We start from the raw sequence: 25707 nt of genomic DNA, 5'->3' as shown, positions 1-25707 counted from the left end.
GAGGTGCCGGCGGGGCCGGCACGGCGCGTCTTATTGGCAGGCCTCGCAGGCTTCCGGGTTTTCCAGCGAGCAGGCGATGGCTTCGTCCGGGCTGAACACCTTGGCCGGTGCGGCGGCACTCACCGTGGTCTTGGCGATCTTGGTGGCCGGGCGCGAACGCAGGTAGTAGGTGGTCTTGATGCCCTGCTTCCAGGCGTACATGTACATGGAGGACATCGCGCCGATGTTCGGGCTTTCCATGAACAGGTTGAGCGAGGCCGACTGGTCGATGAAGGCGCCGCGCTCGGCGGCCATGTCGATCAGCGAACGCATCGGCAGTTCCCACGCGGTGCGGTAGACCTCGCGCAGCGTTTCCGGAATCTGCGCCACGCCGGCGATGGAACCTTCGGCCAGCTTGATGGCATCGCGCATTTCCGGCGTCCACAGGCCCAGCTTCTTCAGCTCGTTCACCAGGTAGCGGTTGACCTGCAGGAAGTCACCGGACAGGGTCTCGCGCTTGAACAGGTTGGACACCTGTGGCTCGACGCACTCGTAGCAGCCGGCGATCGAGGCGATGGTCGCGGTCGGAGCGATCGCGATCATCAGCGAGTTGCGCAGGCCGTGCTCCTTGATGCGCTCACGCAGGGCATCCCAGCGCGCGGTGTCTTCCGGCACCACGTTCCAGGCGTCGAACTGCAGTTCGCCGCTGGCGGCACGGGTGTCGTTGAACGACGGGTGCTTGCCGCGTTCCTGGGCCAGCTCGCAGGAGGTTTCCAGCGCGTGGAAGTAGATCGCTTCGGCAATCTTCTTCGACAGCGCGCGGGCTTCGGCGCTGTCGAACGGCAGGCGCTTGCGGAAGAACACGTCCTGCAGGCCCATGCAGCCCAGGCCGACCGGACGCCAGCGCAGGTTGGCACGGCGCGCGGTTTCGATCGGGTAGAAGTTCAGGTCGATGACGCGGTCGAGCTGGCGCACGGCCAGGCGCACGGTCTCGGCCAGCTTCTCGAAGTCGAACTCGTTGTGCTCGTCGAAGTGGTTGCCCAGGTTGATCGAACCCAGGTTGCACACCGCGGTTTCATCGTTGGAAGTGACTTCCAGGATTTCGGTGCACAGGTTGGACAGGTGGATCACGTTGCCCGGACGCAGGGTCTGGTTGCTGGCGCGGTTGCACTTGTCCTTGAAGGTCATCCAGCCGTTGCCGGTCTCGGCCAGAGTACGCATCATGCGGGCGTACAGCTTGCGGGCAGAGATGGTGCGGTTGGCCTTGCCCTGCGCTTCGGCCTGCAGGTACGCGGCTTCGAAGGCTTCGCCGAACAGGTCGGTGAACTCCGGCACCACGCGCGGATCGAACAGCGACCATTCCTGGTCGGCTTCGACGCGCTTCATGAACAGGTCCGGCACCCAGTTGGCCAGGTTCAGGTTGTGCGCACGGCGGGCTTCATCACCGGTGTTGTCACGCAGTTCGAGGAAGTCCTCGATATCGGCGTGCCAGGTTTCCAGGTAGACGCAGGCCGCGCCCTTGCGCTTGCCGCCCTGGTTCACCGCGGCCACGGACGAATCCATGGTCTTCAGCCACGGCACGATGCCGTTGGAATGGCCGTTGGTCGACTTGATGAGGGAACCACGCGAGCGCACGCGGGTGTAGCTGACGCCGATGCCGCCGGAGAACTTCGACAGCTGGGCGATGTCGCCGTACTTGGAATAGATCGACTCCAGCGAGTCCTGCGGCGAATCCAGCAGGAAGCACGAGGACAGCTGCTCGTGGGTGGTGCCGGAGTTGAACAGGGTCGGGCTGGACGGCAGGTAGTCCAGGTTGCCCATGCGCTTGTACAGCGCCAGGGTCTCGGACACGTCCTCGCTCAGCGCGCTGGCGATGCGCAGGAAGAACTGCTGCGGGGTCTCGATCACCTTGCGGGTGTGCGGGTGGCGCAGCAGGTAACGGTCGTACAGGGTACGCAGGCCGAAGTAATCGAAGTTCAGGTCCAGCGCGCCGTCGATGGCGTCGTTGAGCTTGCGTGCATTGGTCTGCACGAAGTTCAGCAGGCGGTCGTTGATCAGGCCGACTTCATGGCCACGGCTGACCGACTGCGAGAAGGCGTAGATTTCCTGGCCGGACACTTCCTTGGCGATGTAGTTGGCCAGCAGGCGCGCAGCAAGGCGACCGTACTCCGGCTCTTCACCGATCAGCAGGGCGGCGGTGCGGATGGACAGTTCGTCCAGCTCGCGGGTGGTGGCGCCGTTGTACAGGCCGGAAATGGTGCGGGTGGCCACGCGCATCGGATCAACGGCGTGCAGGCCTTCGGAGGAACGCTGCACCGCGCGCACGATCTTGTTCAGGTCCACCAGCTCGGTGGTCCCGTTGCGCTTGGTCACACTCATCGCGTTGGCCGTCGGCGGCGACGTCAACAGGAACTCGCTTTCCTTCTCGATGGTGGCGCTGGATTCGGTGCTCACGGCGTATGTCCTCTTGGCGTGATTGGGGGTGCTCGATGCATCGGGGTGACGCGGCCCGGGACATGACGGCCCAGGATGGCAGGACGGCGTCGCAGGGAATGAGACCCTGCGCCTGCCACTGCCGTTGACGATCGCGTATGGATGCTGCTGCCACCCCCAGACTTGGGGTTGCTGCGACCGACGGCCACAAGATAGTGGGGGTAATGGGGTCCGTCAACGCCAAATGTAGTGAAATTCGGCAATCCCTTGCGCCGCAAGGATCGTGCCATCGGCGCCCTGATCAGACGCTTCAGACCTGCCGGAACGGGCTGCGCAGTCAAGCCCGAAAGGCGTCATTGCGGTGGCACAACGCACCGCGGAAACGGAACAATGACAGCTTCACATGACAGTGATGAAGCTGGCTAGGGACAACCCTGTGGATAGGTGGTGGGCAGCCGGTGGGAATCCGGTGGACGGGTGACTTCCGGCCGGTGACGCCCGCGCGCGGGCAGCCGATGCTGGTCGTCCGGTTCCGGAGAAGGATGTTCCGATGCGCCTGCGCCTGCCCGCCCTGGCCCTGCTGCCTGCCCTGTTCATCCCCCCGTCGCTGGCCGCCGAGGGGCCGGACCTGCGTTCGGACCAGTGCGGCATCCATACCGACTACGACGTGCTGGTGGACAGCGGCGGCATCTGGCTGCGGCATGGCCCGCAGGCGCCGCATGAAGTGGTGTTCCACGATGGCGAGCTGAGCCTGGACGGCACCATGGTGCCGGTCAGCGCCGCCGACGCCGCCCGCCTGCGGCAGATGGAGGCGGGCGCCCGCCAGCTGATGCCCGCCGCCACCGCGCTGGCCCATGAGGTCTCCGGGGTCACCTTCGATGCGCTGGACGCCGCCTTCGAAGCCATCACTGGCAAGTCCCGCAACCGCCAGATGCGGGCGATGCGCGGCGAGATGCAGGACTGGATCGACGCCAGCCTCGGCCGTGGCTACTGGGAACAGGACAGCTTCGGCGATGGTTTCGACGCGCATATCGAGCAGATGGCCGAGACGATGGCCACGTCGATGACCCGCAGCGTGCTGTGGCAGGTGTTCACCGGCCGCGCCGGAGCCATGGAGCGCCGCGCCGACCGCCTCGATGCCGAGGTCGACCGCCGCATGGAAGCGCGCAGCCAACAGCTGGAGGCCAAGGCGATGGCGCTATGCCCGCTGGTGCGCTCACTGGCAGAGGCACACGATGCGCTGGAAGTGCGCTACCAGGGCCAGCCGCTGCGGCTGCTGGAACGCGGTGAGAGCGTGCGGGTGGAGCACGGCACCGGCTCGGGCCTGCATGTGTCGGCCGGGCCGGATGAGCGGCCGCGTGACGACGCCTTGGCGCCCTCCCGATAACCACGCGGCGCTGTTGTAGAGCCGAGCCCATGCTCGGCTGCTTTTCGGCACATCATGCAAAAGCAGCCGAGCGTGGGCTCGGCTCTACAAACGGCGGAATCCCTTACGCCCGGTGCGGGGTGCCCAGGTATTCGGCGCTCTGCATTTCAATCAGGCGCGAGGCGGTGCGCTCGAACGCACCCTGCAGGCGCTGGCCGGTATACAGCTCGATCGGCGAGGTGCTGGCGGTGCACACCAGGTTGACGTGGCGGTCGTACAGCTCGTCGATCAGGTTGACGAAGCGGCGCGCGGCATCTTCGTTCACGCGGTCGAAGGCGGGAATGCCGCCCAGCAGCACCGTGTTGAACTCGTGCGCGATCTCGATGTAATCCGACGGGCCGCGCGGGCCTTCGCACAGGGCGGCGAAATCGAACCAGGCGATGCTCTTGCCGCGGCCGCGGACCGGGATCTTGCGGCCCTCGATCTCGATGTTGCCGGCCTTGGCCGGTTGGCCGCCACTCAGTTCGTTCCAGCGCGTGGCCAGCCAGTCGTCGCTGTCGGCGGCCAACGGCGCGCGGTATACCGGCGAGCGGGTCAGTGCGCGCATGCGGTAATCCTCGGTGCCTTCGGCATACAGCTCGACGCAGAAGCGCTGCAGCAGGCCGATGGCCGGCAGGAAGCTCTCGCGCTGCAGCCCGTTGAGGTACAGGTTCTCCACCGCCGTGTTGGAGGTGGTGACCAGGGTCACGCCCTCGGCGAACAGGCGCTCCAGCAACCGCGCCAGCAGCATCGCATCACCAATGTCGGTGACGAAGAACTCATCCAGCACCAGCACGCGCAGGTTGCTGCGCCATTCCTGGGCGATCTTCGCCAGTGGGTCGCTCTGTCCCTGGTGCTCGCGCAGGCGCTCGTGCACGCTGCGCATGAAGCGGTGGAAGTGCGTGCGGTACTTCTGCTTGATCGGCAGGCCGTCATAGAACAGGTCGACCAGGAAGGTCTTGCCGCGGCCGACGCCGCCCCAGAAGTACAGGCCCTTCACCGGCTCGGGCTTCTTCCAGAACGCGGACAGGCGGTCCAGCCAACCGTCCTCGGCGCTGTCCAGCAGGCCCAGGTGGATGCGGTCCAGCTCGGCCAGCGCCGCGTGCTGGGCCGGGTCGTTCTGCCAGTCGCCGCGGGCGACCCCTTCCGCGTACCGCTGCGAGGGGGTCAACTCGGTTGCACTCATGCTGCTGCGCCCAGCCAATGCTTCACGCCGTGGGTCAGCGCGCCACGCAGGTCGATCAGCTTGCGGTGGAAGAAATGGCTGGTCTCGGGCATGCGCACCAGCTCATGCGGGACATCCAGCGTGTCCAGCCACTGATAGACCGCCTGCGGGTCGACGATCTCGTCCTGCTCGCCCTGGATCACCAGCCAGCGCGCCGGCGGTGCGATGCCATCGAAATCCCAGCGGCCGGCCGGCGGCGCGATCGAGATCAGCGCTTCGGGCTGCAGCGCGGCAGCGGCCTTCAACGAAACGAACGAACCAAAACTGAAACCGGCCAGCCACAGGCGGTCGTCGGGGCGCTGGCTCTGCACCCAGGCGGCGACGGCCTTCAGATCATCCTGCTCGCCCACGCCATGGTCGAACTGACCGGCCGAACCACCGACGCTGCGGAAGTTGAAGCGCACCGTGGCGATGCCCAGTTCGCGCAGGGTGGTGGCGGTCATGGTGACCACCTTGTTGTGCAGGGTGCCGCCTTCGGTGGACAACGGGTGGCAGATGATGGCCACGATCGGCTGCACCGGCACATCGGCCTTGGGCAGGTCGACGACCACTTCCAGCGGGCCGGCCGGGCCATCCAGTTCGAGGCAGGCGGTTTCGCCGGGGGCGACGGGGAACGAGGGCTTGTGCATGGCACCATGATACCGTCCCCCGCCCCTGCCCTGTGCCCGCCCGATGCTCTACCTGTCCCTGGCCGTGATCTGCAGTGTGCTGGTTTCGGTGTTGTTGAAGGTGGTCAACCGCCGCCGGTTGGATGTCGCGCAGATGGTCACCTGGAACTACCTGGTGGCCGCGACAATGACGGCGGTGGTGCTGCAGCCACCGCTGGATGCACTGCGCGCGCCGCATGCGCCGTGGCTGTCATTGCTGGCGCTGGCGGTGGTGCTGCCCTCGATCTTCCTGGTGCTGGGCCGCGCAGTGGCGGTGGCCGGCATCGTCCGCAGCGATGTGGCACAGCGCCTGTCGCTGCTGTTGTCACTGACCGCGGCCTTCCTGTTCTTCGGCCAGACCGCCACGCCGTGGAAGCTGGCCGGTCTCGGCCTGGGCCTGCTGGCAATGGTGGCCATCAGCCTGCGCCCTCGAGGCCCGGCGGTGGCGTCCTCACCCGCTGGCTGGGGCTGGCTGCTGGGCGTGTGGGGCGGGTTCGCGGTGGTGGACGTGCTGCTCAAGCAGGTGGCGCTGTCGGGCACGCCGTCGATGGCGGCGGTGCTGGCCAGCTTCAGCGTGGCCTTCGTGCTGATGCTGGCGCTGCAGTTGTGGCGGCACTTCAGCGGCCGCAGCCGGCTGGCCTGGCGCAACCTCGGTGCCGGCGCGCTGCTGGGCCTCCTCAATGGCGGCAACATTCTTTTCTACGTGCATGCACACCAGGCGATGCCGCAGAGCCCGGCCACCGTGTTCGCCGGCATGAACATCGGCGTGGTGGTGCTGGGTGCGCTGGTGGGCGTGTTCGCCTTCGGCGAGGCGACCACGAAGTGGAACCGCGCCGGCCTGGCACTGGCGGTGCTGGCGATCGGGTTGATCGCCTGGGGGTGAGCATGTGCATGGGGGTCGGAGCCCATTCGGTTGGAATGGGCTCCGACCCCTGCGTTGGGCGTTATTTATCGAAGCCCAGCAGCAGCGGGTCGTGGTCGGAGCTGCGCCACGGGCCCTGCACATTGCGGCCCTGGTAGCCGCTGGCGTCCTGCTCGTCGGCGTTGCTGTGCCATTCGGCGGCACCGCGCAGGCGCTGGGCCATGCCGGGGCTCAGCAGTGCATGGTCCAGGCGGCCGGTGTAGCCGTTGTAGACGTAGCTGTAGGGATGCTCGACCTTGGCCACCTTGAACGCATCCTGCCAGCCCAGGTCATGCAGGGTGCGGATCGGGTCTTCCATCGCGTAGGCGTTGAAATCGCCCAGCAGCACCGCGTCCTTTGCACCGGTACCGGTCGGGTCGGTCTGCAGCCAGGCGTGCAGCTGCTGCGCGGAGGCCACGCGGGTCGCGTTCCAGCAGCCCTGGTTGTCGTTGCGGTCGGCATCGGCACCGGCGGCATCGCGGCAGCCCTTCGACTTGAAGTGGTTGGCGACCACCACGAACGGCGCGCCGTGCTTGCCCTGGAAGGCCTGCGCCAGCGGCACGCGGCTGTGCTCGACGAACGGGCCACCGGTCAGCGTGGCCGGCTTGCCCAGCGGCTGCAGGCGGCTGCTTCGGTAGATGATGCCGACCCGGATCGGGTTGTCGCCGGGGCCGTTGCCGGCATCGACGAAGCGCCAGTCGCCCTGCGCACCGCGGTCACGGTTGAGCGCATCCACCAGTTCGGCGATGGCCGACTGCGGACCGTAGCCATCGTTCTCCAGCTCCATCAGCGCGGCGACGTCGGCACCGAGCGCGTTGACCGTAGTGACCAGCTTGGCCACCTGCGCCTTGTGTTCATCCAGCGTGCGCGCACCGCGCAGGGTCGGGAAGCCACCGCCCTGGCCGTCACCGTTGAAGAAGTTCTCCAGATTGAAAGCGGCCACGTGCAGGCTGCCCGGCACCATCGGCACCGCCGGGCGCTTGAGTTCCGGCAGCTTCAGCACGCCGTCCACCTGCAGGCGCGGGCGACCCTGTGCATCCACGCGCACGATGCCTTCCACATTGCGCAGCTGCATGCCGGTACGCAGCACCGGGTTGCCCGGCAGGTAGGGCACGCTGGCCGGGTCGCGGGCATCGCTGCCGTCATCCAGCACCAGGCGGCGGCGCAGGTTGTCGGCCATCACCTGCTCGTAGCCGGCAGTACCCGGTGCGGCCACTTCGGTGGGCTGCCAGAGGCGGCCATCGAAGGCCACGGTGAGCTGGCCGAAACGTTCCAGGCCGTCGGTGCCGGCCAGGGTCAGCGGTGCGGCGATGCGCACACGTTGGCCATCCAGCACGCGCCAGTCGGCCGGCGCGGCGGTCAGCACCACGGTGGCGCTGCTGCGCGCGGCAGCGGGCGACGCGACCGGTGCGGCCTGCGGCTGGGCCTGGGCAAAGGCGCTGGCCGGCAGCAGCAAGGACAGGGCAAGAGCAAGGGAACGGCGGCGCATCGACGGGCGATTCCAGGGAAGAGGGCGCACAGACTAACCCTGAAATGCGAAACCCCGCGAGCGGGCCGGGAAATATGGGCGATCAGGCCTTGGTGGGCAAAGCCGGCGCAGCGACCGGGGCAAACGGGGCGACCGCGGCGACCGCGGCGACCGGCGGGTAGAGTCGACTGTTAGTCGACTATCGCGCGCAGCGCGGGCTTTCCGGCAACATTGGGAAGAGCAGTCGACTAACAGTCGACTCTACCGGCGGTTCAGCGGTTCAGCGGTTCAGCGGTTCAGCGGTTCGGCGGTTCGGCGGTTCGGCGGTTCAGCCGTTCGGCGTTCCAGCCGCCCGGCAGTTCGGCCGTTCGGCCGTCCACCATTTCGCCGTTCCCCCTTCCGCAGCTACTTCAGGTTGCCCAGCATCCAGTCCACGGTGGCGTGGATCTGCTCCTCGGTGAGCGCGGGGTTGCCGCCCTTGGGCGGCATGATGCCGCCGTCGGGGCCGGTATAGCCCTCGATGGCGTGCTTGTAGAGCGTTTCCTTGCCCTGCGCGAGGCGCTTGTCCCAGTGCGCGTGGTCCAGCGTCGGCGCCATGCCCACACCGGTGGTGTGGCAGGCAGTACACAGGTTGTCGAAGATGACCTTGCCGTCCTTGGTGCCCCCGTAGGCCACCTGCGACGCGGCCTTTGCCAGCGCGGCGGCCTTGGCGGCGGCCTGCGCGGCGGCGCCGGTGCTGCCGGCATAGACCGCGCCGGTGGGCGAAATGCGCTGTTCGGTGCGTTTGGCCGCGGTCGGCGACACCTCGGGCGGAATCCGGGTGTGGATGTAGGCGGCAAGGAGGATCAGGCCGAGGGTGATGGTCGCCAGCAGCGCGATCACCATGGAGAAGCGTTTCAGGAACTCCAGATCGTAATTCCGCACTCTTCGTTACCCCTGGCTGATAGTCGTTGGACCACGGCTGAGCGACTGCGTGATGGGCCGAGTATAGAACGCGCTTCGCGTGCGACAACAGGCGTCGGTGCTGGTGCAACGCAGCATGCCGGGGGCTGGGGTCAGATCCCTTTTGCCACGCAGAAGGGATCTGACCCCGGCAACAGAAGCAGAAGCAGTCGAGCATAGCTCGACTCTACAAAACCCGGGCGCCGATCGCGCGCAGGCAGAAGCTGCAGATCGCGTCGACCAGCGCGTCCTCGTCGCGGTGCGCTTCGCGGCTGGGTGCGGTCGGGCCGACCATGGCTTCGGTGAAGGCGCCGACCAGGCAGGCGGCGGCGACGTGCGCATCCTGCGCCGGCAGCTCACCTGCCGCCACGCCCTCCTCCACCAGCCGCAGGAACACGTCACCGAACGCGCGACGGCCGCGCATGCGCTCGGCTTCCACGTCCGGGTCGACCGGTTCAACGATGAAGGCGTGGGCCAGCCCCGGCCCGGCCAGGGCGCGGCGGACGAAGGCGGTGATCGCCAGCCGCAACCGCTCGCTGGCGACCTCCGGGCCGCTGGCGATGCGCTCCATGATCGCAACCTCATGGGCCACGGCGGCGTTGAGCACCTCCACGAACAGCTCGGCCTTGGACGGGAAGTGGCGATAGATCAGGCCGGTGGACACTCCCGCCTGGGTCGCCACCGCGGTCACCGGGGCGTTGCGCCAGCCGCCGGCCGCGACCAGCTCACGGGTCGCCAGCAGGATCCGTTCCCGGGCCCCGGCCAGCCGTTCTTCCATCAGTGCAGAGCGTTTATAGGCCATGTTTTGATTCTATTTTCAATTTTTGAATTTGTGTTCACTTCTTACCCGAACCCCGCTACGCTGGGCCCACCGCCCGTGTGGGTGGCGGTCCTGCAGACCGCGCCCACTCCCCCACCGGATGCGTCCATTCCCTGTAGTCCCGCCGTGGAGCCACCGCAATGCACGTGCCATCCCTGAACTTCGATCTCGGTGAGGAGATCGACCTGCTGCGCCAGAGCGTGGCCCATTTTGCCGCCGCCGAGGTCGCGCCGCTGGCCGCCGAGGCCGATGCCACCAATCAGTTCCCGCTGGCCCTGTGGCCGAAGCTGGGCGAACAGGGCCTGCTCGGCCTTACCGTGGAAGAAGCATACGGCGGCACCGGCATGGGTTACCTGGCCCACGTGGTGGCGATGGAAGAGATTTCGCGTGCCTCCGGCGGCATCGGTCTCTCCTATGGCGCGCACTCCAACCTGTGCGTGAACCAGCTGCGCAAGAACGGCAACGAGGAACAGAAGCAGCGCTTCCTGCCCGACCTGTGCAGCGGTGCCAAGGTGGGCGCGCTGGCGATGAGCGAACCGGGCGCCGGTTCGGACGTGGTGTCGATGAAGCTGCGCGCGGACAAGCGCGGCGACCGCTACGTGCTCAACGGCAACAAGATGTGGATCACCAACGGCCCCGATGCCGACGTGCTGGTGGTCTATGCAAAGACCGACATGGACGCCGGTGCCAAGGGCATCACCGCCTTCCTGGTCGAGAAGGGCATGAAGGGCTTCACGACCGCGCAGAAGCTGGACAAGCTGGGCATGCGCTCCTCGCCCACCTGCGAGCTGGTGTTCCAGGACTGCGAAGTGCCCGAAGAGAACGTGCTGGGCCAGGTCGGCGGCGGCGTGCGCGTGCTGATGTCCGGCCTGGACTACGAGCGCGTGGTGCTGTCCGGTGGCCCGCTGGGCCTGATGGCCGCGGCCATGGACGTGGTGATGCCGTACGTGCATGAGCGCCACCAGTTCGGCGAGGCGATCGGCAGCTTCCAGCTGATCCAGGCCAAGATCGCCGACATGTACGTGGGCCTGGGTGCCTGCCGCGCTTATGTCTACGCCGTGGCGCGCGCCTGCGACCAGGGCCGCACCACCCGTCAGGATGCCGCCGGCGCCATCCTCTACGCTGCCGAGAAAGCCACCTGGCTGACCGGCCAGGCGATCCAGATCCTGGGCGGCAACGGCTACATCAACGAGTACCCGACCGGCCGCCTGTGGCGCGACGCCAAGCTGTATGAAATCGGCGCCGGCACCTCGGAGATCCGCCGCATGCTGATCGGCCGCGAACTGTTCCAGCGCACCCTGTAAGGCCACTGCGATGACCGTCCTCAACAGCCAGCTGCAACCGGGCAGCGACACCTTCGAAAGCAACCGCGCCGCCATGCAGGCCGTGGTCGATGACCTGCACGCCACGCTGGCGCGCACCGCGCTGGGCGGCAACGAGGCCGCCCGTGCCAAGCACACCGCGCGCGGCAAACTGCTGGTGCGCGACCGCATCGATGCCCTGCTCGACCCGGGCAGTGCGTTCCTGGAAATCGCGCCGCTGGCCGCGCACGGCATGTATGACGACGCGGTGCCCGCCGCGGGCGTAGTGGCCGGCATCGGCCGCGTGAGCGGCGTGGAGTGCGTGATCGTGGCCAACGATGCCACGGTCAAGGGCGGCACCTACTACCCGATGACGGTGAAGAAGCATCTGCGCGCGCAGGAGATCGCCGAGCAGAACCACCTGCCCTGCATCTACCTGGTCGATTCTGGCGGCGCGTTCCTGCCGCTGCAGGACGAAGTCTTCCCTGACCGCGATCATTTCGGCCGCATCTTCTACAACCAGGCCAACCTGTCGGCGCAGGGCATTCCGCAGATCGCCTGCGTGATGGGCAGCTGCACCGCCGGTGGCGCCTACGTGCCGGCGATGAGCGACGAGACGGTGATCGTGCGCGAGCAGGGCACGATCTTCCTCGGCGGCCCGCCGCTGGTGAAGGCGGCCACCGGTGAAGTGGTGACCGCCGAGGAACTGGGCGGTGCCGACGTGCACACGCGCATTTCCGGCGTTGCCGACCACATGGCCGACAACGACCTGCAGGCGCTTGCGCGGGTGCGCGCGATCATCGCCCAGCTCAACTGGCGCAAGCCGGAACCGGCGATGGCGGTGCAGGCGCCCGAGGAACCGCTGCTGCCGGCGCATGAACTGTATGGCGTGATCCCGGCCGACACGCGCAAGCCCTACGACGTGCGCGAAGTGATCGCGCGCCTAGTCGATGGCTCGCGTTTCGATGAGTTCAAGCCGCGCTACGGCGCCACGCTGGTCACCGGCTTCGCCCATCTGAACGGCTACCCGATCGGGATCATCGCCAACAACGGCATCCTGTTCTCCGAGTCGGCACTGAAGGGCGCGCACTTCATCGAGCTGTGCACCCAGCGCAACATTCCGCTGGTGTTCCTGCAGAACATCACCGGCTTCATGGTCGGCCGCAAGTACGAACAGGGCGGCATCGCCAAGGACGGCGCCAAGCTGGTGATGGCCGTGGCCTGCGCCAAGGTGCCCAAATTCACCGTGGTGATAGGTGGCTCGTTCGGGGCCGGCAACTACGGCATGTGCGGCCGCGCCTATTCGCCGAACTTCCTGTGGATGTGGCCGAACGCGCGCATCGGCGTGATGGGTGGCGAACAGGCGGCCAGCGTGCTGGCCACGGTCAAGCGCGATGGCATCGAGGCGAAGGGAGGGGAGTGGCCCGCGGCGGAAGAGGACGCCTTCAAGGCGCCGATCCGCGATCAGTTCGAACAGCAGGGCCACCCCTACTACGCCAGCGCGCGCCTGTGGGACGACGGCGTGATCGATCCGGCCGACACCCGCCGCGTGCTGGCCCTGGCCCTGTCAGCCAGCCTCAACGCCGCTCCGCAGCAGACGCGCTTCGGCGTGTTCCGCATGTAACCCGTGCCATGACCGAGCACGCTCCCATGAAGCCCGTTGCCATGTTCACCAAAGTCCTGATCGCCAACCGCGGCGAGATCGCCTGCCGCGTCATCGCCACCTGCCGTCGCCTCGGCATCGCCACCGTGGCGGTGTATTCCGATGCCGACCGCAACGCGCGCCACGTACGCCTTGCCGACGAAGCCATCCACATCGGCCCGGCTGCCGCGCGGGAAAGCTACCTGCGCGGCGATGCCCTGCTCGACGCCGCACGCGCCACCGGCGCGCAGGCCATCCACCCCGGCTACGGCTTCCTGTCCGAGAATGCCGACTTCGCCGACGCCTGCGCCGCCGCAGGCATCACCTTCATCGGGCCGCCGGCCAGCGCCATCCGCGCGATGGGTGACAAGAGCGCGGCCAAGGCATTGATGGCCAAGGCCGGCGTGCCGCTGACCCCGGGCTACCACGGCGACCAGCAGGCACCGGACTTCCTGCGCGCGCAGGCCGATGCCATCGGCTACCCGGTGCTGATCAAGGCCAGCGCCGGTGGCGGTGGCAAGGGCATGCGCAAGGTCGAGCGCAGCGAGGACTTCGTCGATGCGCTGGCCAGCTGCCAGCGCGAGGCGGCCTCGGCGTTCGGCAACGATCACGTGCTGGTCGAGAAATACGTCGAGCGCCCGCGCCATATCGAGATCCAGGTGTTCGGCGACAGCCACGGCGAGGCGGTGTACCTGTTCGAGCGCGACTGCTCGGTGCAGCGCCGCCACCAGAAGGTGCTGGAAGAAGCACCTGCGCCGGGCATGAGTGCCGAGCGTCGTGCGGCGATGGGCAAGGCCGCGGTCGATGCCGCGCGCGCGGTGGGCTATGAGGGTGCGGGCACCGTGGAGTTCATCGCCGGCCCGGACGGCGATTTCTACTTCATGGAAATGAACACCCGCCTGCAGGTCGAACACCCGGTGACCGAGTACATCACCGGCACCGACCTGGTGGAGTGGCAGCTGCGCGTGGCTTCGGGCCAGCCGCTGCCGCTGCGCCAGGAGCAGTTGGCGATTCACGGTCATGCCATCGAGGCGCGTCTGTACGCCGAAGATGCCGACCGCGGCTTCCTGCCCTCCACCGGCACCCTGCGCCGTCTGCGCCTGCCCACGCCGTCGGCCCATGCGCGCGTGGATACCGGCGTGGAGGAAGGCGACAGCATCACCCCGTTCTACGACCCGATGATCGCCAAGCTGATCGTCTGGGACGTGGACCGCGACGCCGCGCTGCGCCGCATGAGCCAGGCCCTGGCCGACTGCCAGGTGGTGGGCGTGACCACCAATGCCGGCTTCCTGCGCCGGCTGGTCAACACCGATTCGTTCGCCCACGCCAAGCTGGACACCGCGCTGATCGAACGCGAACAGGCCGCGTTGAGCGTAGTCGGCGACAGCGACGATGCACTGTGGCTGCTGGCGGCGGTGGCCGCCGTCACCAGCACCGCAGCAGCCACCACCGATGCCCGTGACCCGCATTCGCCATGGCAGTCCCAGGACGGCTGGCGCCTCGGCGCATCCGCGCCGCGCGTGCTGCCGCTGCAGCAGGGAGAGCGCCGGCACACGCTGAAGGTGTGGCCGCAGACCGATGGCTGGCGCGTGCAGTGCGACGACGCAGCACCGGTGCAGGTGATCGGTACGGCCGATGCACAGCATCTGACCGTGCAGCTGGGCGAGCGCCGTTGGTCACTGCAACTGCTGCGCGAGGGCGACCAGCTGTATCTGTTCGGCGCCGATGGCCAGCACCGCTTCACCCTGCATGATCCGGTGGGCGAATCGGACCACGCCGTGGCCGATGCCGGCAGCCTGCTGGCGCCGATGCCGGGCAGGATCGTCGCCACGCTGGTCGCGGCCGGCACCGAGGTCAAGCGCGGCACGCCGCTGGTGGTGCTGGAAGCGATGAAGATGGAGCACACCCTGCAGGCGCCGGTCGACGGTACGGTGAAGGGCTACCGTGCCAAGGCCGGCGACCAGGTGGGTGATGGCGCGGTGCTGGTGGACTTCGAAGCGGCGTGATGCAGCACGGGCCGCGCGATTCAGACCGCGCGGTCTTCGGGATTCCAGATCACGCCTGCCGGGTCCAGCTCGGTCGTGGTCATGGTCGGGGCGCGCCAGCCGAAACCGCATACGGCAAGGACGCCCTCGGTGACCGGATCCAGCGAAAGGGCGCGCTCGATCGCTTTCTCGTTGATCGCCGCGGTGATGAACGCCCCCAGGCCATCGTCGGTCGCGGCCAGATACAGGGTCTGCGACAGATGCCCGGCCTCGAGGGCAATGACGCGGTAGCTTTTCGCGTGCTGGCGATACTTCCAGAACGTGCGGTCGAAGCGCGGCGCCAGGATCACCAGCACATGGGCGTCGGCGAACCAGTGCTGCTGGCCGACAGCATCCATCACGAAGTCGCGGTCCACCGTGCTTTCCGAGGGCACCGGCTCCAGCACATGGGTATCGCCGCGATAGTGATAGAGACCTGCCGGCAGGCCTTCGACGTTCTGCACGACCAGATAGGCCTCGATGGGATGCAGACCACCGCCGGAAGGCACGTTCTTCTTCAGGAACACCAGGTCCTCGCCGACACGGTGCTCGCCGGTGCTGCCGAAGGTTCGTTGCAGCATCCGCGCCAGCAGCGGCAGCGGCAGCGGTCGCTGCCAGTCGAAATTGCGGCAGGTTGCGCGACGGGCCAGCAATGCGTCGAAGGCCGCAGGCTCGGCCCTGGGCAATGCAACGGCACCCTCGCTGCAACGTGACACCGTAGTCGCAGGCGGCGCTCCCAGCGTTTCGCGCATCTGCACGGCCGTCTCGGTCCTGGACGCGCGCATGTTGCCGACGGCATCCACCCCATCCCAGCGCGAGAATGCGTGCAGCACGGCAGCAAGCGGGTGCCAGTAGGTAGAGCGCAACGCCTCGTCGGCAATCGACGCTGCATCCGTCGCGCTGCCCCGGACAAACACCAGTCCTGCCTGCTGCAACGCCGGGATCATTCCCGCCTCCTCACTGTCCACGGCGATGTCCTGCCATACGCTGGGGCTGAGCCTGCCCAGCCAGGCCTGGTGCGCGGCGCTGAGCTCGATCGGCTCAGGCAGGTGCGGTGCCAGCGCCAGCCAGACCTGGCTGCGACGGAGGCCATTCCCTCCCTGCACCAGGTCCTGAAGATCGAACGTCGTTGTCTCCCGCGGCTCCATCATCAGTACCGCACAGCGCCTGACCTGCATGCTCGTTCCTTTCAACATTCCTGCCACGTTATCGAGCGATGCGGCGATTCCTTGATGGCAACGCGATGACTACTCAAGAAGCGTCCCCCGGTGCCGACATCAAGGTTCCACACCGACTCTTCCGGACTCCACCATGCCCACCCTGCAGCTGGAACCTGCCGTCGCGCAGAATCTTGTCAACCTGCTCGCCACCGACGATGCCTTCCGTGGCCGCTTCACCCAGTCGCCGGAAGCAGCGCTGCTGGAAGCGGGTCACGTTCCGGCAGACCCGGCCGAACTGAGCCAGTTCGTCGCCATGTGCTGTGCTTCCATCGAGCTGGCCGACAAGGCCGTCATCGCGCAGGCACTGCCGCAGATCGTCGCCATGCTTACATCCGGCGCGGCCTTCAACGTACCGATGCTGGAGAACGGCCACACCGGCGACGCACCGCGTACGCTGCGCTGACCCGTTTCAGCCCGCGGTGCCGGGCATGACCGGAGCCTTCACCGGTCCGCGGGTATCCGTAGCGCCTTCCACGCTGCGGATATCGAGGATGTTCAATCCCTGCAGGCAGAACGCACACTCAAGTTCGGCGTAGGCCAGCCCTTGCCTGGATTGCAGCCAGCGCAACTGCTGGCCGGCGAGCGATTCGTCTCCCGCTGCGCGCGCCGCCTGCAGCGCTGCCACCCGGGTCTGGACGCGCGAGCGCTCCCCCAGGAACGGCTGCAGGATCTCCAGCGCCTCTGCGGGCCTGTTTTCGCCACGCAGGCGCTCGGCGCGGATCACCGCGTCGAATTCCTTGATCATCACGCTGTCAGGAAGCGACCTGATCGCTGCGATGCGCGCCTGAACCTGCGCGGCCACCTTCGTGTTTCCCAGCCGCAGCCCGACCAGCGCTGCTGCCTGCGCCGTCACCACGCGGTCGACGATATCCACTGCGGGTCTGCCCTCGATATCCACGAAGGCCACGCGACCGACCTCCTCCACCAGCGCGATCGCTGACTGGCCCTGGCCCGATTGGAGATGTGCAACGGCAAGCGGCAGGTAGTAGACATAGCGATCGATACCTGACTTGCCAAGGCTACGCTGCATGCCACGCTCGGCACTGGCCAGTGCCACGTCGATCCTGCCGCTGTCCAGGGCGATGGCCGTGCGGAAGATATCGGCGTGGTAGTTGCCTGGATCAATACGCTGCAGCAACTGTTCGGCTTTGCGGTAGTCCGCGCGCGCAGCGGCGACCGTGGCCTGGCGCATCAATGCACCTTCCCAGCCCGTGGAGGCCGCCAGTGCCAAAGCGCGGTCCGCATCATCGTATCGCCCAAGGGCAAGCAGGATGCGGCCATACTGGTCCTGGCCAATGGCAAGCAGATCAACGCGGCTGCTTGCCACCCGCTGCGCCAAGGGCAGTGCTTCGGCAAATCGATTCTCGTTGTAGAGATTCATCGCAGCGTTGTTGGTCGCAGCCAGATAATCCGGATACATCTCGGCCATGCGCAACCAGCTGTCGGTCGCCTGGTCCGGATCGTCGATCTGCAGGGACCAGGCACGCACGTACAGCGCCTCGCGTGTTGGTAGATGCGCTGCCCACTCTCGCGCCTTGGCCAATGAGGTCGCGGCGGCGGCAAAATCCGTTCCGGCAAAGTGGCTGCGGGTCTGTCCCAACCATGCCAATGCGAACTCGGGATCGATCTCCGTGGCCTGCTGGTAGAACGCCAAGGCCCCCTTGTAGTCGCCGCGCACATAGCGCTTCTGGCCCAGCGCGAACGCACGCAGCGCATCCATGCTGCCCGTGGTCACCTCCGGCAGGGTCTGGCTGTCACGCTGGATGAGCGATTGTTCTTCACCCAGGCGATCGCGCAACTGGTGGGAAACATCGTCCACCGCAGCCAGCACCGCTCCGGCCTTCGCATCGGCCGATACCACGGCCAGCGTGCGCAGCGTCGACGGCTCGACCACTTCCACGCTGAAGCGGGTACGGCCTCCCACATCGGTGGCCGAAGGCACGAACAGCAGGCGTGCACCCGTGCGCACCGCCACGGCGGCGGCATCACCACGTTCGCGGATGCCGCCATCCAGAGGTTTGCGCATCATTTCGAGGGTACGGCCGACGCGGTCGTCACTGACGACGTTGACGTAGCGGGACTGCTCGAGGCTGATCCGGAACGCCTGGTCCAGTGCGTCATCCAGCAGGGGATTGCCGGTGAGGTTGTGCAGGCCACCGAGCACGACCCAGTCACGTTCGGCGAAGGCGATGGCCGGCTGTGGCCGGGTCAGCAACCAAACGCCAAGTACGGCAGCGAGCAGCACAGCCGCCTGTGCCGCCATGGCCAGCGGACGGCGCCACGTCGGCAGATCACGCCGTGCCTTGGCCGTGTGCCGCAACCGTCCAGGCGTGGGCATCCCCGCTGCCTGTACGCCGAAGACCTCGGCAGGTTGGCTGACGCCCTTGAATCGCCAGCGCCCGAACGACCGCCACTGCAGGCCGTCGGCTGTCGCACCCAGCGCCGCGCTGGAACGACGCACGATGGATTCGGCCACCGCCGAAAGCAGGATCTGCCCCGGCCGTGCCAGCTGCATCAACCGCGCCGCCATCGGTTTGGCCAGCCCTTCGACCTCGATCGCCTTGGCACCGGCACGCACTGCCTCGGCACTGTTCTCCCAAGTGAGCACATCGCCCACATGCAGCCCCGCCCGCGCCTGCAGGCGGATGTCGCGCGCCTGCCCGAGCGGCTGCAGGCCACGCTGGTAGTCCAGGGCGAAGCCGAGCGCATCGATCGGACGCTCGAACAGCATGAACAGCCCGTCGGAGCGATCGATCAGCTGGCCGTTCCAGCGCTGCTGCAGCGCCAGCACCAGCCGGTCGTGTTCCTGGAACAGTTCGGCGGCAGCGACATCGCCGATGCGTTCGACCAGCAGCAGCGAGTCACACAGGTCGGTGAACAGCAGGGCGCGCAGTTGCTGGTTGTGCGGCGCCGACGTTCCGTTGTCGCCATTCATCGCCTCTGTCTCCCGGTCTAGGGTGAGTCCACTGCGTCTGCCCAACGCAGGCAGTTGCCACCATCGCGCTTGGCCTGGTACAGCGCACGGTCCGCGCTGGCATACCACTCGCTCCAGCCCGCATCCGGGTCCAGCAGGCTGGCGCCGATGCTGACCAGGCTGACGTGCGGCGTACCGTGGCTGCGTTCCAGCAGGCCGTGTACCGCGCTGAGGATGAACTCGGCCGCATGCTGCACGATCTCGTGGTTGCCACGACGCAGGATCAGGCAGAACTCGTCACCGCCGAGGCGGCAGGCCAGGTCCTGCTCACCGGCCATCGAGCGCAGGATGTTGCCCATGCTCTGCAGTACGCGATCGCCCGCCTGGTGGCCATGGCGGTCATTGATCTGCTTGAAGCGGTCGCAGTCGATCAGCAGCAGCGCCTGCGGCAGCCCGCTGCCATCGGCACGGCATTCCTGCAGGTACAGGGTGAGGCCGCGGCGGTTGTGCAGTCCGGTCAGTTCATCGGTACGCACCAGCTCGCGGGTGTGGGTCAGCTGGTGGGTGGTGATGTACAGGTTGTCCAGCGCGGTTTCCAGGTCATGGTTGCGCCGGCGCAGCTGGCTGATCAGGGCCTGTTCGTTGGTCAGCACGCGCATGATCGTGCGGCGCAGGAAGTAGGCGACCAGGCCCGGATCGGATTCGACCAGGCGATGGAAGTCGGCAGGCCCCAGCTCAAGCACCTGGCAGTCGACCAGGGCACGGGCGCTGGCGCTGCGTGGGTGATCGCCCACCAGCAGCCCCAGCTCACCGAAGAACTCGTGCTGGCCAAGCGTCTTGATCACCAGGTCCTCGCCGAAGTCCAGTTCGATCTGGCCTTCCAGGATCACGTACATGCGCTCGCCACGATGTCCGCGCTGGAACAACCACTGTCCGGCATGAAGCTTGCATGGGCGGGCGAATCTGGCGAACAATGCGACCTCGGCATCGGACAGCAGCGCGTGCACGATCTCGGCCATCGCCACCCGGGCGATACCTGACGTCACATCACTGTTCTCGGCCGCACCCCTGCCGGTCATTCCCTGCACCCGCCGCCAGCGTCCCCTGGTGAGCCGCGGAGCATAGCACCGCTTTAAAATGTGCGCCCTATCTCATTTTGAGCCCTGTGACCCGCTTTCCCGATATGAGGGCCCGCGGTGGCCGTTCTGCCCGCCACCGCCCGGGGGAAAATCGTTCCGGATCAATCTCATGGCCGCCTTCACAGGGTTTCGGCCAAGTTGTCGGGCAATGGGGTGCGCCGGATTGACGCTGCCTGCGTTCATCGCGTTTCCATCGATACAACAACGCCGGCAGGTCCCCCGACCGGCCGGCGTTGTCTGGCCCTTCCCTGGCCACCCTGATCGCTCCGAGGCCCGGTAGTGCCGGCCGCTGGCCGGGAACCACCTGGACCTCGGGAACATCGGCGGGTTGCCGGCCAGAGGCCGGCGCTACCGCGTCACGCAGCGCGTTCGCTGCGGCCGCCGTGGAACTGCTCTTCCTCGGTGGAGCCGGTCAGTGCGGTGGTCGAGGACTGGCCCTGCTGGATCGCCTGGGTGACCGCATCGAAGTAGCCGGTGCCGACCTCGCGCTGGTGCTTGACCGCAGTGAAGCCACGCTCGGCCGCTTCGAACTCGGCTTCCTGCAGTTCCACGAACGCGCTCATCTGGCGGCGTGCATAGCCGTGGGCCAGGTTGAACATGCCGTAGTTCAGCGCATGGAAGCCGGCCAGGGTGATGAACTGGAACTTGTAGCCGTAGCTGCCCAGCTCGCGCTGGAACCTGGCGATGGTGGCGTCGTCCAGGTTCTTCTTCCAGTTGAAGCTGGGCGAACAGTTATAGGCCAGCAGCTTGCCCGGGAACTTCGCATGGATCGCCTCGGCGAACTTGCGCGCGAACTCCAGGTCCGGCTTGCCGGTCTCGCACCACACCAGGTCGGCGTAGGGCGCGTAGGCCAGGCCGCGGCTGATCGCCTGGTCCAGGCCATTGCGGGTCTTGTAGAAGCCTTCCACGGTGCGCTCGCCGGTGGCGAACGGCTTGTCGTTGCCGTCGATGTCGCTGGTCAGCAGGTCGGCCGCCTCGGCATCGGTGCGCGCCACCAGCAGGGTCGGCACGCCCAGCACGTCGGCGGCCAGGCGCGCGGCATTGAGCTTCTCGATCGCCTCGCGGGTCGGCACCAGCACCTTGCCGCCCATGTGGCCGCACTTCTTCACCGAGGCCAGCTGATCCTCGAAGTGCACGCCGGCGGCCCCGGCCTCGATCATCGCCTTCATCAGCTCGAACGCGTTGAGCACGCCGCCGAAACCGGCCTCGGCATCGGCCACGATCGGCTGCAGGAAGTCGATGTCATCCTTGCCTTCAGCGTGATGCAGCTGGTCGGCGCGCAGCAGCGTGTTGTTGATGCGCTTGACCACCGCCGGCACCGAATCGGCCGGGTACAGCGACTGGTCCGGATACATCTGGCCGGCCAGGTTGGCATCGGCCGCCACCTGCCAACCGGACAGGTAGATCGCCTTCAGCCCGGCCTTGACCTGCTGCATGGCCTGGTTGCCGGTCAGCGCACCCAGCGCGTTGACGAACTCGCGCTCGTGCAGCGACGCCCACAGCTTCTCCGCACCCAGGCGGGCCAGCGAATGCTCGATGTGCACGGTGCCGCGCAGGCGCACCACGTCGGCGGCGCTGTAGTTGCGCTGGATGCCTTCCCAGCGCGGGTTGGTATCCCAGTCGTGCTGGATCTGTTCGGCAGTGGGCAGCTTGCTCATGTCTTTCTCCAGTTCGGTTCGTGCGTGCAGCGGGGAAGGAAGCGACGGCGTTACGCGAGCGGGCGGTCAGTCGATGCGTGCGTAGGCCGGCAGGGTCAGGAAATCGGTCAGTTCGTTGCTGCGGCTCAGTTCGCCCAGCAGGGCGATGGCTTCGCCGATACGGGCGCCACCGGTCAGTGCGCTGGTGTTGCCCAACCGCGCTGGCAGCTGCGCCAGCGTGGAATCCAGCAGGGCCAGGTCGATCGCGGTGCCGTCATCCAGCTGCTGGCCGGGCGTGTGCAGCCACTGCCACAGCTGGCTGCGGCTGATCTCGGCGGTGGCCGCGTCCTCCATCAGGTGGTGGATCGGCACGCAGCCATTGCCATCCAGCCAGGCGGCCAGGTAGCGCACGCAGACTTCCACGTTGCCGTCGAAGCCGGCGCGGGTGATGGTGCCCGGCGGCCGTGCGATCAGCTCGTCGCGACCGACGCGCACGTCCTGGCGCAGCACGCTGTGCTGGTTCGCGCTAGGCATGTGCTCATCGAAGATGGCCATCGCCACCGGAATCAGTGCCGGGTGCGCGACCCAGGTGCCGTCATGGCCGGCAGTGACTTCGCGCAGCTTGTCGGCGCGCACGCGGGCCATCGCCTGTTCGTTGGCGGCGGCGTCGTTGTTGATCGGGATCTGCGCGGCCATGCCCCCCATCGCATGCGCACCACGGCGATGGCAGGTCTGGATCAGCAGTTCCGAGTACGCCTTCAAGAACGGCTGGGTCATGGTCACTTGGCCGCGCTCGGGCAGCACGCGGTCGGCGTGGCGACGGAAGGTCTTCAGGTACGAAAAGATGTAGTCCCAGCGCCCGCAGTTAAGGCCGACGATGCGGTCACGCAGTGCGTACAGGATCTCGTCCATCTCGAACACTGCCGGCAGCGTTTCGATCAGCACGGTCACCTTGATCTGGCCGTGCGGCAGGCCGAGCATGCCTTCGATGTGCGACAGCGCGGTCTCCCACAGCGCGGCCTCTTCCATGCTCTGCAGCTTGGGCAGGTAGAAATACGGGCCGCGATCCTTGCCCTGCAGGGTGCGAGCGTTGTGGAAGGCGAAAACGGCCGCGTCGAACAGGCCGCCGGCCAGCGGCTGGCCGTCGATGGCCACGTGCTTTTCATCCAGGTGCCAGCCACGTGGGCGCACGATCAGCACCGCCTGCTCGTCGTAGGGGCGCAGGCGGTAGTGCTTGCCATTGGGTGCGGTGTATTCCAGATCACCGCGCACCGCCGCCGCCAGCGACTGCTGGCCGGCCAGCAGGTTGCGCCAGGTCGGCGAGGTCGAATCCTCGAAGTCGGCCATGAACACCTTGGCGCCGGAGTTCAGCGCGTTGATGACCATCTTCGGGTCGGTCGGCCCGGTGATCTCGACGCGGCGGTCCTGCAACGCGGCCGGCAGCGGCGCCACGCGCCAGTCGCCGCTGCGGATCGCGGCAGTGTCCTCGCGGAAGTCCGGCAGGCCGCCCTGGTCGAAGAACGCCTGGCGTTCACGGCGGGCCTGCAGCCGTGCCTGCCGGCCCGGTTCCACCGCACGGTGCAGCGACACCAGCAGGGCCAGCAGCGGCGCCGGCAGCAGGGTGTCCTGGCCGGCCACGCGGGTCGCCAGCGCGATGCCGGGGGTGGCCTTGCTGGCAGGGGTGGGAACAGCGGAAGCGACGGCGGACATGGGGCGACTCCAGCGGTGGGGGAACGCCTCCACGGTGCCGCCCGGGCCGAGTATTTGGCAAAACAGTTTTTGCAATGCTTTACATAAATCGTGCTAATACTTGTGACGCCATGACCACGCGCCCCTCGCCAAGCCCGCGTTTTTCCTACAAATCCGACCGGTTGAAACCACTGCGCGCGTTCTGCCAAACCGTGCGCCTGGGCTCGGTCTCACGGGCTGCTGAGGCACTGTTCGTCAGCCAGCCGGCCATCAGCCTGCAGCTGCAGGCGCTGGAGCGTGAGCTGGGGGTACCCTTGTTCGAGCGCAGCGGGCGGCGCCTGGTGCCCAGCCGCGAGGGCCAGCTGCTGTATGAAATGGCGCAGCCACTGGTGGAAAACCTGGACGGGCTGGAGGCGCGCTTCCGCGACAAGGTGCGCGGCCTGGACGCGGGCGAGCTGAACATCGCTGCCAACAGTTCCACCATCCTGTACCTGCTGCCGAAGATCGTGGAGCGCTTCCGGACGCACCATCCGGACGTGCGGCTGACCCTGCACAACGCGATCAGCGCCGACGGCACCGATCTCCTGCGCGAGGACGCCGCGGACCTGGCCATTGGTTCGATGACCGATGTGCCGGCCGACCTGACCTATGCCCCGGCCTACCGCTTCGAGCAGGTGCTGATCGCCCCGCACGATCATCCGCTGGCCAATGGCGGCGAGCTGGAACTGGCCGACATCGCGCGCTATCCCTTGGTGCTGCCACCGAAGCGGCAGATCACCTATCGGCTGGTCGACCAGGTGTTCCAGCGCCACCGCATCGCCTACACCGTGGCGCTGGAGGTGGGCGGCTGGGAGGTGATCAAGCAGTACGTGGCAATGGGCATGGGTATCTCCATCGTGCCGGCGCTGTGCCTGAACGAGGCCGACCACGAGCGGCTGGCGGCGCGGTCGATGAAGCGCTGGTTTCCGGAACGCAGTTACGGGGTGATCGTGCGACGCGGCAAGGCGTTGTCGGCGCAGGCAAGGGCGTTCATCGAGCTGATCCAGCCGGAACTGTTCAGCCCGCGCGATTACGACCAGAGCGGGCATTCCGAGCGGTAGGCGCTGTTGGGTAGGGCTGCCGCCCTGCACCTGGGATGGCGGGGTGGCATCGTCTGATTTTGGCAGGTGTCGACCTTGGTCGACACGGGGTCGGATCCCGTTGCTACGCAACGGGATCCGACCCCATCTCTGATTCATTTCCGGCTGGCGATGCATAGACTGGGCGCATGTCCATCGAACTCCGCCACCTGCGTTACTTTCTTGCCGTTGCCGATACGCTGCACTTCGGCCAGGCGGCCGAGCGGCTGGGGATGTCGCAGCCACCGCTCAGCCAGCAGATCCGCCAGCTGGAAGAGCTGATCGGTGCGCGCCTGTTCGTGCGCAGCCATCGTCGCGTGCAGCTGACGCCCGCCGGCGAGCTGCTGCAGGAACGGGCGCGCGCCATCGTGCAGCAGGTGGAAACGGCGGTGGACGAGGTGCAGCGCGCGCAGCGCGGCGAGCAGGGTGAGCTGCACATCGGCCTGACCCGGGCCACGCCGCTGTCGCCGCAGATTCCGCGTTCGATCCTGCATTACCGCCAGCAGTATCCGCAGGTACGGCTGCAGCTGAGCGAGATGAACACCCTGCAGCAGATCGACGCGCTGCTCGACGGCTCGCTGGACGTGGGCATCATCCGCAAGCGCGCGCTGCCCCCGGAACTGGTAGCACACAGCCTGTTCGTCGATCCGCTGGCGTTGATCGTGCATGCCGACCACCCTGCCCTGCATCGGCTCTCGAAACAGGGCACGCTGTCGCTGCGCGACTTCGCGCAGGAGCCGTTCGTGGCGTTCCGGCGCAGTGCCGGCGCGGGCATCCATGACCACATGATCGCGTTGTGCGCGGCTGCCGGATTCACGCCACGCATCGTGCAGGAGGCGGGTGAAGCCTCGACGCTGATCAGTCTGGCCGCCGCGGGCCTGGGCGCAGCCATCCTGCCGTCGTCGTGCGATCACATCCGGGTGGAAGGATCGCGCTTCGTGGCACTGGCCGATGCTGGCGCGCATTCGGAAGTGCAGCTGGCGTGGCACCGCGAACGGGTAACGCCTCTGATCCGCAATTTCGCCACGCTGCTGCGCGGGGCGTTCGCCGGTAGAGTCGACGGTTAGTTGTGATCTCTCGGTAGGTTGTTCATCCGGGGCATCTTTGGAAAATGGTGGTTACCACACCTGTCCAGTCCCCAAAGAGCCCGGATGAACCACCATAAAAATGCCCGTTTGACGCCGTTTAGTCGAGAACTTCTTG

At 67.2% G+C, this 25707-nt stretch carries 19 protein-coding genes; 8 read left to right on the top strand and 11 right to left on the bottom strand.

What is annotated here, in order from left to right; translation table 11 throughout:
• Positions 1-30: 30 nt before the first annotated feature.
• Positions 31-2433 (bottom strand): ribonucleoside-diphosphate reductase subunit alpha, encoded by a 2403-nt coding sequence (locus tag AC5P8Z_RS17290; protein WP_197594488.1) that lies wholly within the window; start codon positions 2431-2433, stop codon positions 31-33.
• 529 nt (positions 2434-2962) lie between these two features.
• On the opposite strand from AC5P8Z_RS17290, the gene AC5P8Z_RS17285 reads away from it, so the two are divergent.
• Entirely contained in the window at positions 2963-3799 is an 837-nt protein-coding gene (locus tag AC5P8Z_RS17285) for a DUF2884 family protein (RefSeq protein ID WP_295566105.1), read from the top strand.
• Between the two features lie 103 nt (positions 3800-3902).
• Here the strand turns inward: AC5P8Z_RS17285 and zapE are convergent, their stop codons facing one another.
• The gene (zapE, locus tag AC5P8Z_RS17280; RefSeq protein WP_495229597.1) at positions 3903-5003 is read right to left on the bottom strand and encodes a cell division protein ZapE; all 1101 of its coding nucleotides are present in this window, start codon (positions 5001-5003) and stop codon (positions 3903-3905) included.
• Complete coding sequence (locus tag AC5P8Z_RS17275; RefSeq protein WP_286070619.1) at positions 5000-5671, bottom strand: alpha/beta hydrolase; 672 nt, start codon at positions 5669-5671, stop codon at positions 5000-5002. Before AC5P8Z_RS17275 ends, zapE begins: the two co-directional genes overlap by 4 nt.
• Positions 5672-5714: 43 nt before the next feature.
• Here AC5P8Z_RS17275 and AC5P8Z_RS17270 point away from each other — a divergent pair, with 43 nt between their 5' ends.
• Positions 5715-6572, top strand: coding sequence for an EamA family transporter (locus AC5P8Z_RS17270; protein WP_495229596.1), 858 nt, complete (start codon positions 5715-5717; stop codon positions 6570-6572).
• 61 nt (positions 6573-6633) lie between these two features.
• Here the strand turns inward: AC5P8Z_RS17270 and AC5P8Z_RS17265 are convergent, their stop codons facing one another.
• From AC5P8Z_RS17265 to AC5P8Z_RS17255, 3 genes are all read right to left on the bottom strand, one after another.
• Complete coding sequence (locus tag AC5P8Z_RS17265) at positions 6634-8079, bottom strand: ExeM/NucH family extracellular endonuclease (protein WP_495229595.1); 1446 nt, start codon at positions 8077-8079, stop codon at positions 6634-6636.
• Positions 8080-8463: 384 nt separating this feature from the next.
• A complete protein-coding gene (locus AC5P8Z_RS17260; protein ID WP_495229594.1) occupies positions 8464-8982 on the bottom strand; it encodes a c-type cytochrome in 519 nt (172 codons plus the stop codon).
• Positions 8983-9187: 205 nt separating this feature from the next.
• Positions 9188-9802 carry a TetR/AcrR family transcriptional regulator gene (locus AC5P8Z_RS17255; protein ID WP_295566093.1) on the bottom strand — a complete coding sequence of 205 codons (615 nt, stop codon included), beginning with the start codon at positions 9800-9802 and terminating at the stop codon, positions 9188-9190.
• 158 nt (positions 9803-9960) lie between these two features.
• Here AC5P8Z_RS17255 and AC5P8Z_RS17250 point away from each other — a divergent pair, with 158 nt between their 5' ends.
• Genes AC5P8Z_RS17250 through AC5P8Z_RS17240 form a run of 3 tightly spaced genes read left to right on the top strand, consistent with a single transcriptional unit; the run spans position 9961 to position 14769 of the window.
• Positions 9961-11124 carry an isovaleryl-CoA dehydrogenase gene (locus AC5P8Z_RS17250; protein WP_495229593.1) on the top strand — a complete coding sequence of 388 codons (1164 nt, stop codon included), beginning with the start codon at positions 9961-9963 and terminating at the stop codon, positions 11122-11124.
• Between the two features lie 10 nt (positions 11125-11134).
• A complete protein-coding gene (locus tag AC5P8Z_RS17245) occupies positions 11135-12745 on the top strand; it encodes a carboxyl transferase domain-containing protein (protein WP_286070613.1) in 1611 nt (536 codons plus the stop codon).
• Positions 12746-12753: 8 nt separating this feature from the next.
• The gene (locus AC5P8Z_RS17240) at positions 12754-14769 is read left to right on the top strand and encodes an acetyl/propionyl/methylcrotonyl-CoA carboxylase subunit alpha (protein ID WP_495229592.1); all 2016 of its coding nucleotides are present in this window, start codon (positions 12754-12756) and stop codon (positions 14767-14769) included.
• A gap of 20 nt (positions 14770-14789) precedes the next feature.
• Here the strand turns inward: AC5P8Z_RS17240 and AC5P8Z_RS17235 are convergent, their stop codons facing one another.
• Positions 14790-15965, bottom strand: coding sequence for a putative peptide maturation dehydrogenase (locus tag AC5P8Z_RS17235; protein ID WP_495229591.1), 1176 nt, complete (start codon positions 15963-15965; stop codon positions 14790-14792).
• A 133-nt stretch (positions 15966-16098) separates the two neighbouring features.
• On the opposite strand from AC5P8Z_RS17235, the gene AC5P8Z_RS17230 reads away from it, so the two are divergent.
• Complete coding sequence (locus AC5P8Z_RS17230; RefSeq protein ID WP_495229590.1) at positions 16099-16410, top strand: NHLP-related RiPP peptide; 312 nt, start codon at positions 16099-16101, stop codon at positions 16408-16410.
• Positions 16411-16416: 6 nt separating this feature from the next.
• Here the strand turns inward: AC5P8Z_RS17230 and AC5P8Z_RS17225 are convergent, their stop codons facing one another.
• The 4 genes from AC5P8Z_RS17225 to aceB all read right to left on the bottom strand — a co-directional run bounded on the left by AC5P8Z_RS17225 (position 16417) and on the right by aceB (position 23407).
• Positions 16417-18942, bottom strand: coding sequence for a putative peptide modification system cyclase (locus AC5P8Z_RS17225; protein WP_495229589.1), 2526 nt, complete (start codon positions 18940-18942; stop codon positions 16417-16419).
• Between the two features lie 17 nt (positions 18943-18959).
• Positions 18960-20000 carry a GGDEF domain-containing protein gene (locus AC5P8Z_RS17220; protein WP_295566081.1) on the bottom strand — a complete coding sequence of 347 codons (1041 nt, stop codon included), beginning with the start codon at positions 19998-20000 and terminating at the stop codon, positions 18960-18962.
• A gap of 416 nt (positions 20001-20416) precedes the next feature.
• Positions 20417-21718, bottom strand: a complete 1302-nt coding sequence (gene aceA / locus AC5P8Z_RS17215; protein ID WP_069118153.1) for an isocitrate lyase — start codon at positions 21716-21718, stop codon at positions 20417-20419.
• Between the two features lie 66 nt (positions 21719-21784).
• Positions 21785-23407, bottom strand: coding sequence for a malate synthase A (gene aceB / locus AC5P8Z_RS17210; protein WP_495229588.1), 1623 nt, complete (start codon positions 23405-23407; stop codon positions 21785-21787).
• Between the two features lie 110 nt (positions 23408-23517).
• Between aceB and AC5P8Z_RS17205 the strand changes: the two genes are divergently transcribed.
• Positions 23518-24486, top strand: a complete 969-nt coding sequence (locus tag AC5P8Z_RS17205; RefSeq protein ID WP_295566075.1) for a LysR family transcriptional regulator — start codon at positions 23518-23520, stop codon at positions 24484-24486.
• Between the two features lie 167 nt (positions 24487-24653).
• Positions 24654-25571: a LysR family transcriptional regulator gene (locus AC5P8Z_RS17200; RefSeq protein ID WP_295566073.1), complete on the top strand. Its 918-nt coding sequence runs from the start codon at positions 24654-24656 to the stop codon at positions 25569-25571.
• The last annotated feature ends 136 nt before the right edge of the window (positions 25572-25707 follow it).

This window comes from Stenotrophomonas sp. YJH_SMC_17, assembly GCF_059371655.1.
The sequence above is the reverse complement of the archived record's forward strand: the minus strand, read 5'-3'. Positions and strand labels throughout refer to the sequence as shown.

Coding starts and splice junctions, on each gene's coding strand:
- AC5P8Z_RS17285 (WP_295566105.1), top strand. CDS start 2,963: ATGCGCCTGCGCCTGCCCGCCCTGGCCCTGCTGCCTGCCCTGTTCATC.
- zapE (WP_495229597.1), bottom strand. CDS start 5,003: ATGAGTGCAACCGAGTTGACCCCCTCGCAGCGGTACGCGGAAGGGGTC.
- AC5P8Z_RS17275 (WP_286070619.1), bottom strand. CDS start 5,671: ATGCACAAGCCCTCGTTCCCCGTCGCCCCCGGCGAAACCGCCTGCCTC.
- AC5P8Z_RS17270 (WP_495229596.1), top strand. CDS start 5,715: ATGCTCTACCTGTCCCTGGCCGTGATCTGCAGTGTGCTGGTTTCGGTG.
- AC5P8Z_RS17265 (WP_495229595.1), bottom strand. CDS start 8,079: ATGCGCCGCCGTTCCCTTGCTCTTGCCCTGTCCTTGCTGCTGCCGGCC.
- AC5P8Z_RS17255 (WP_295566093.1), bottom strand. CDS start 9,802: ATGGCCTATAAACGCTCTGCACTGATGGAAGAACGGCTGGCCGGGGCC.
- AC5P8Z_RS17250 (WP_495229593.1), top strand. CDS start 9,961: ATGCACGTGCCATCCCTGAACTTCGATCTCGGTGAGGAGATCGACCTG.
- AC5P8Z_RS17245 (WP_286070613.1), top strand. CDS start 11,135: ATGACCGTCCTCAACAGCCAGCTGCAACCGGGCAGCGACACCTTCGAA.
- AC5P8Z_RS17240 (WP_495229592.1), top strand. CDS start 12,754: ATGACCGAGCACGCTCCCATGAAGCCCGTTGCCATGTTCACCAAAGTC.
- AC5P8Z_RS17235 (WP_495229591.1), bottom strand. CDS start 15,965: ATGCAGGTCAGGCGCTGTGCGGTACTGATGATGGAGCCGCGGGAGACA.
- AC5P8Z_RS17230 (WP_495229590.1), top strand. CDS start 16,099: ATGCCCACCCTGCAGCTGGAACCTGCCGTCGCGCAGAATCTTGTCAAC.
- AC5P8Z_RS17225 (WP_495229589.1), bottom strand. CDS start 18,942: ATGAATGGCGACAACGGAACGTCGGCGCCGCACAACCAGCAACTGCGC.
- AC5P8Z_RS17220 (WP_295566081.1), bottom strand. CDS start 20,000: ATGACCGGCAGGGGTGCGGCCGAGAACAGTGATGTGACGTCAGGTATC.
- aceA (WP_069118153.1), bottom strand. CDS start 21,718: ATGAGCAAGCTGCCCACTGCCGAACAGATCCAGCACGACTGGGATACC.
- aceB (WP_495229588.1), bottom strand. CDS start 23,407: ATGTCCGCCGTCGCTTCCGCTGTTCCCACCCCTGCCAGCAAGGCCACC.
- AC5P8Z_RS17205 (WP_295566075.1), top strand. CDS start 23,518: ATGACCACGCGCCCCTCGCCAAGCCCGCGTTTTTCCTACAAATCCGAC.
- AC5P8Z_RS17200 (WP_295566073.1), top strand. CDS start 24,654: ATGTCCATCGAACTCCGCCACCTGCGTTACTTTCTTGCCGTTGCCGAT.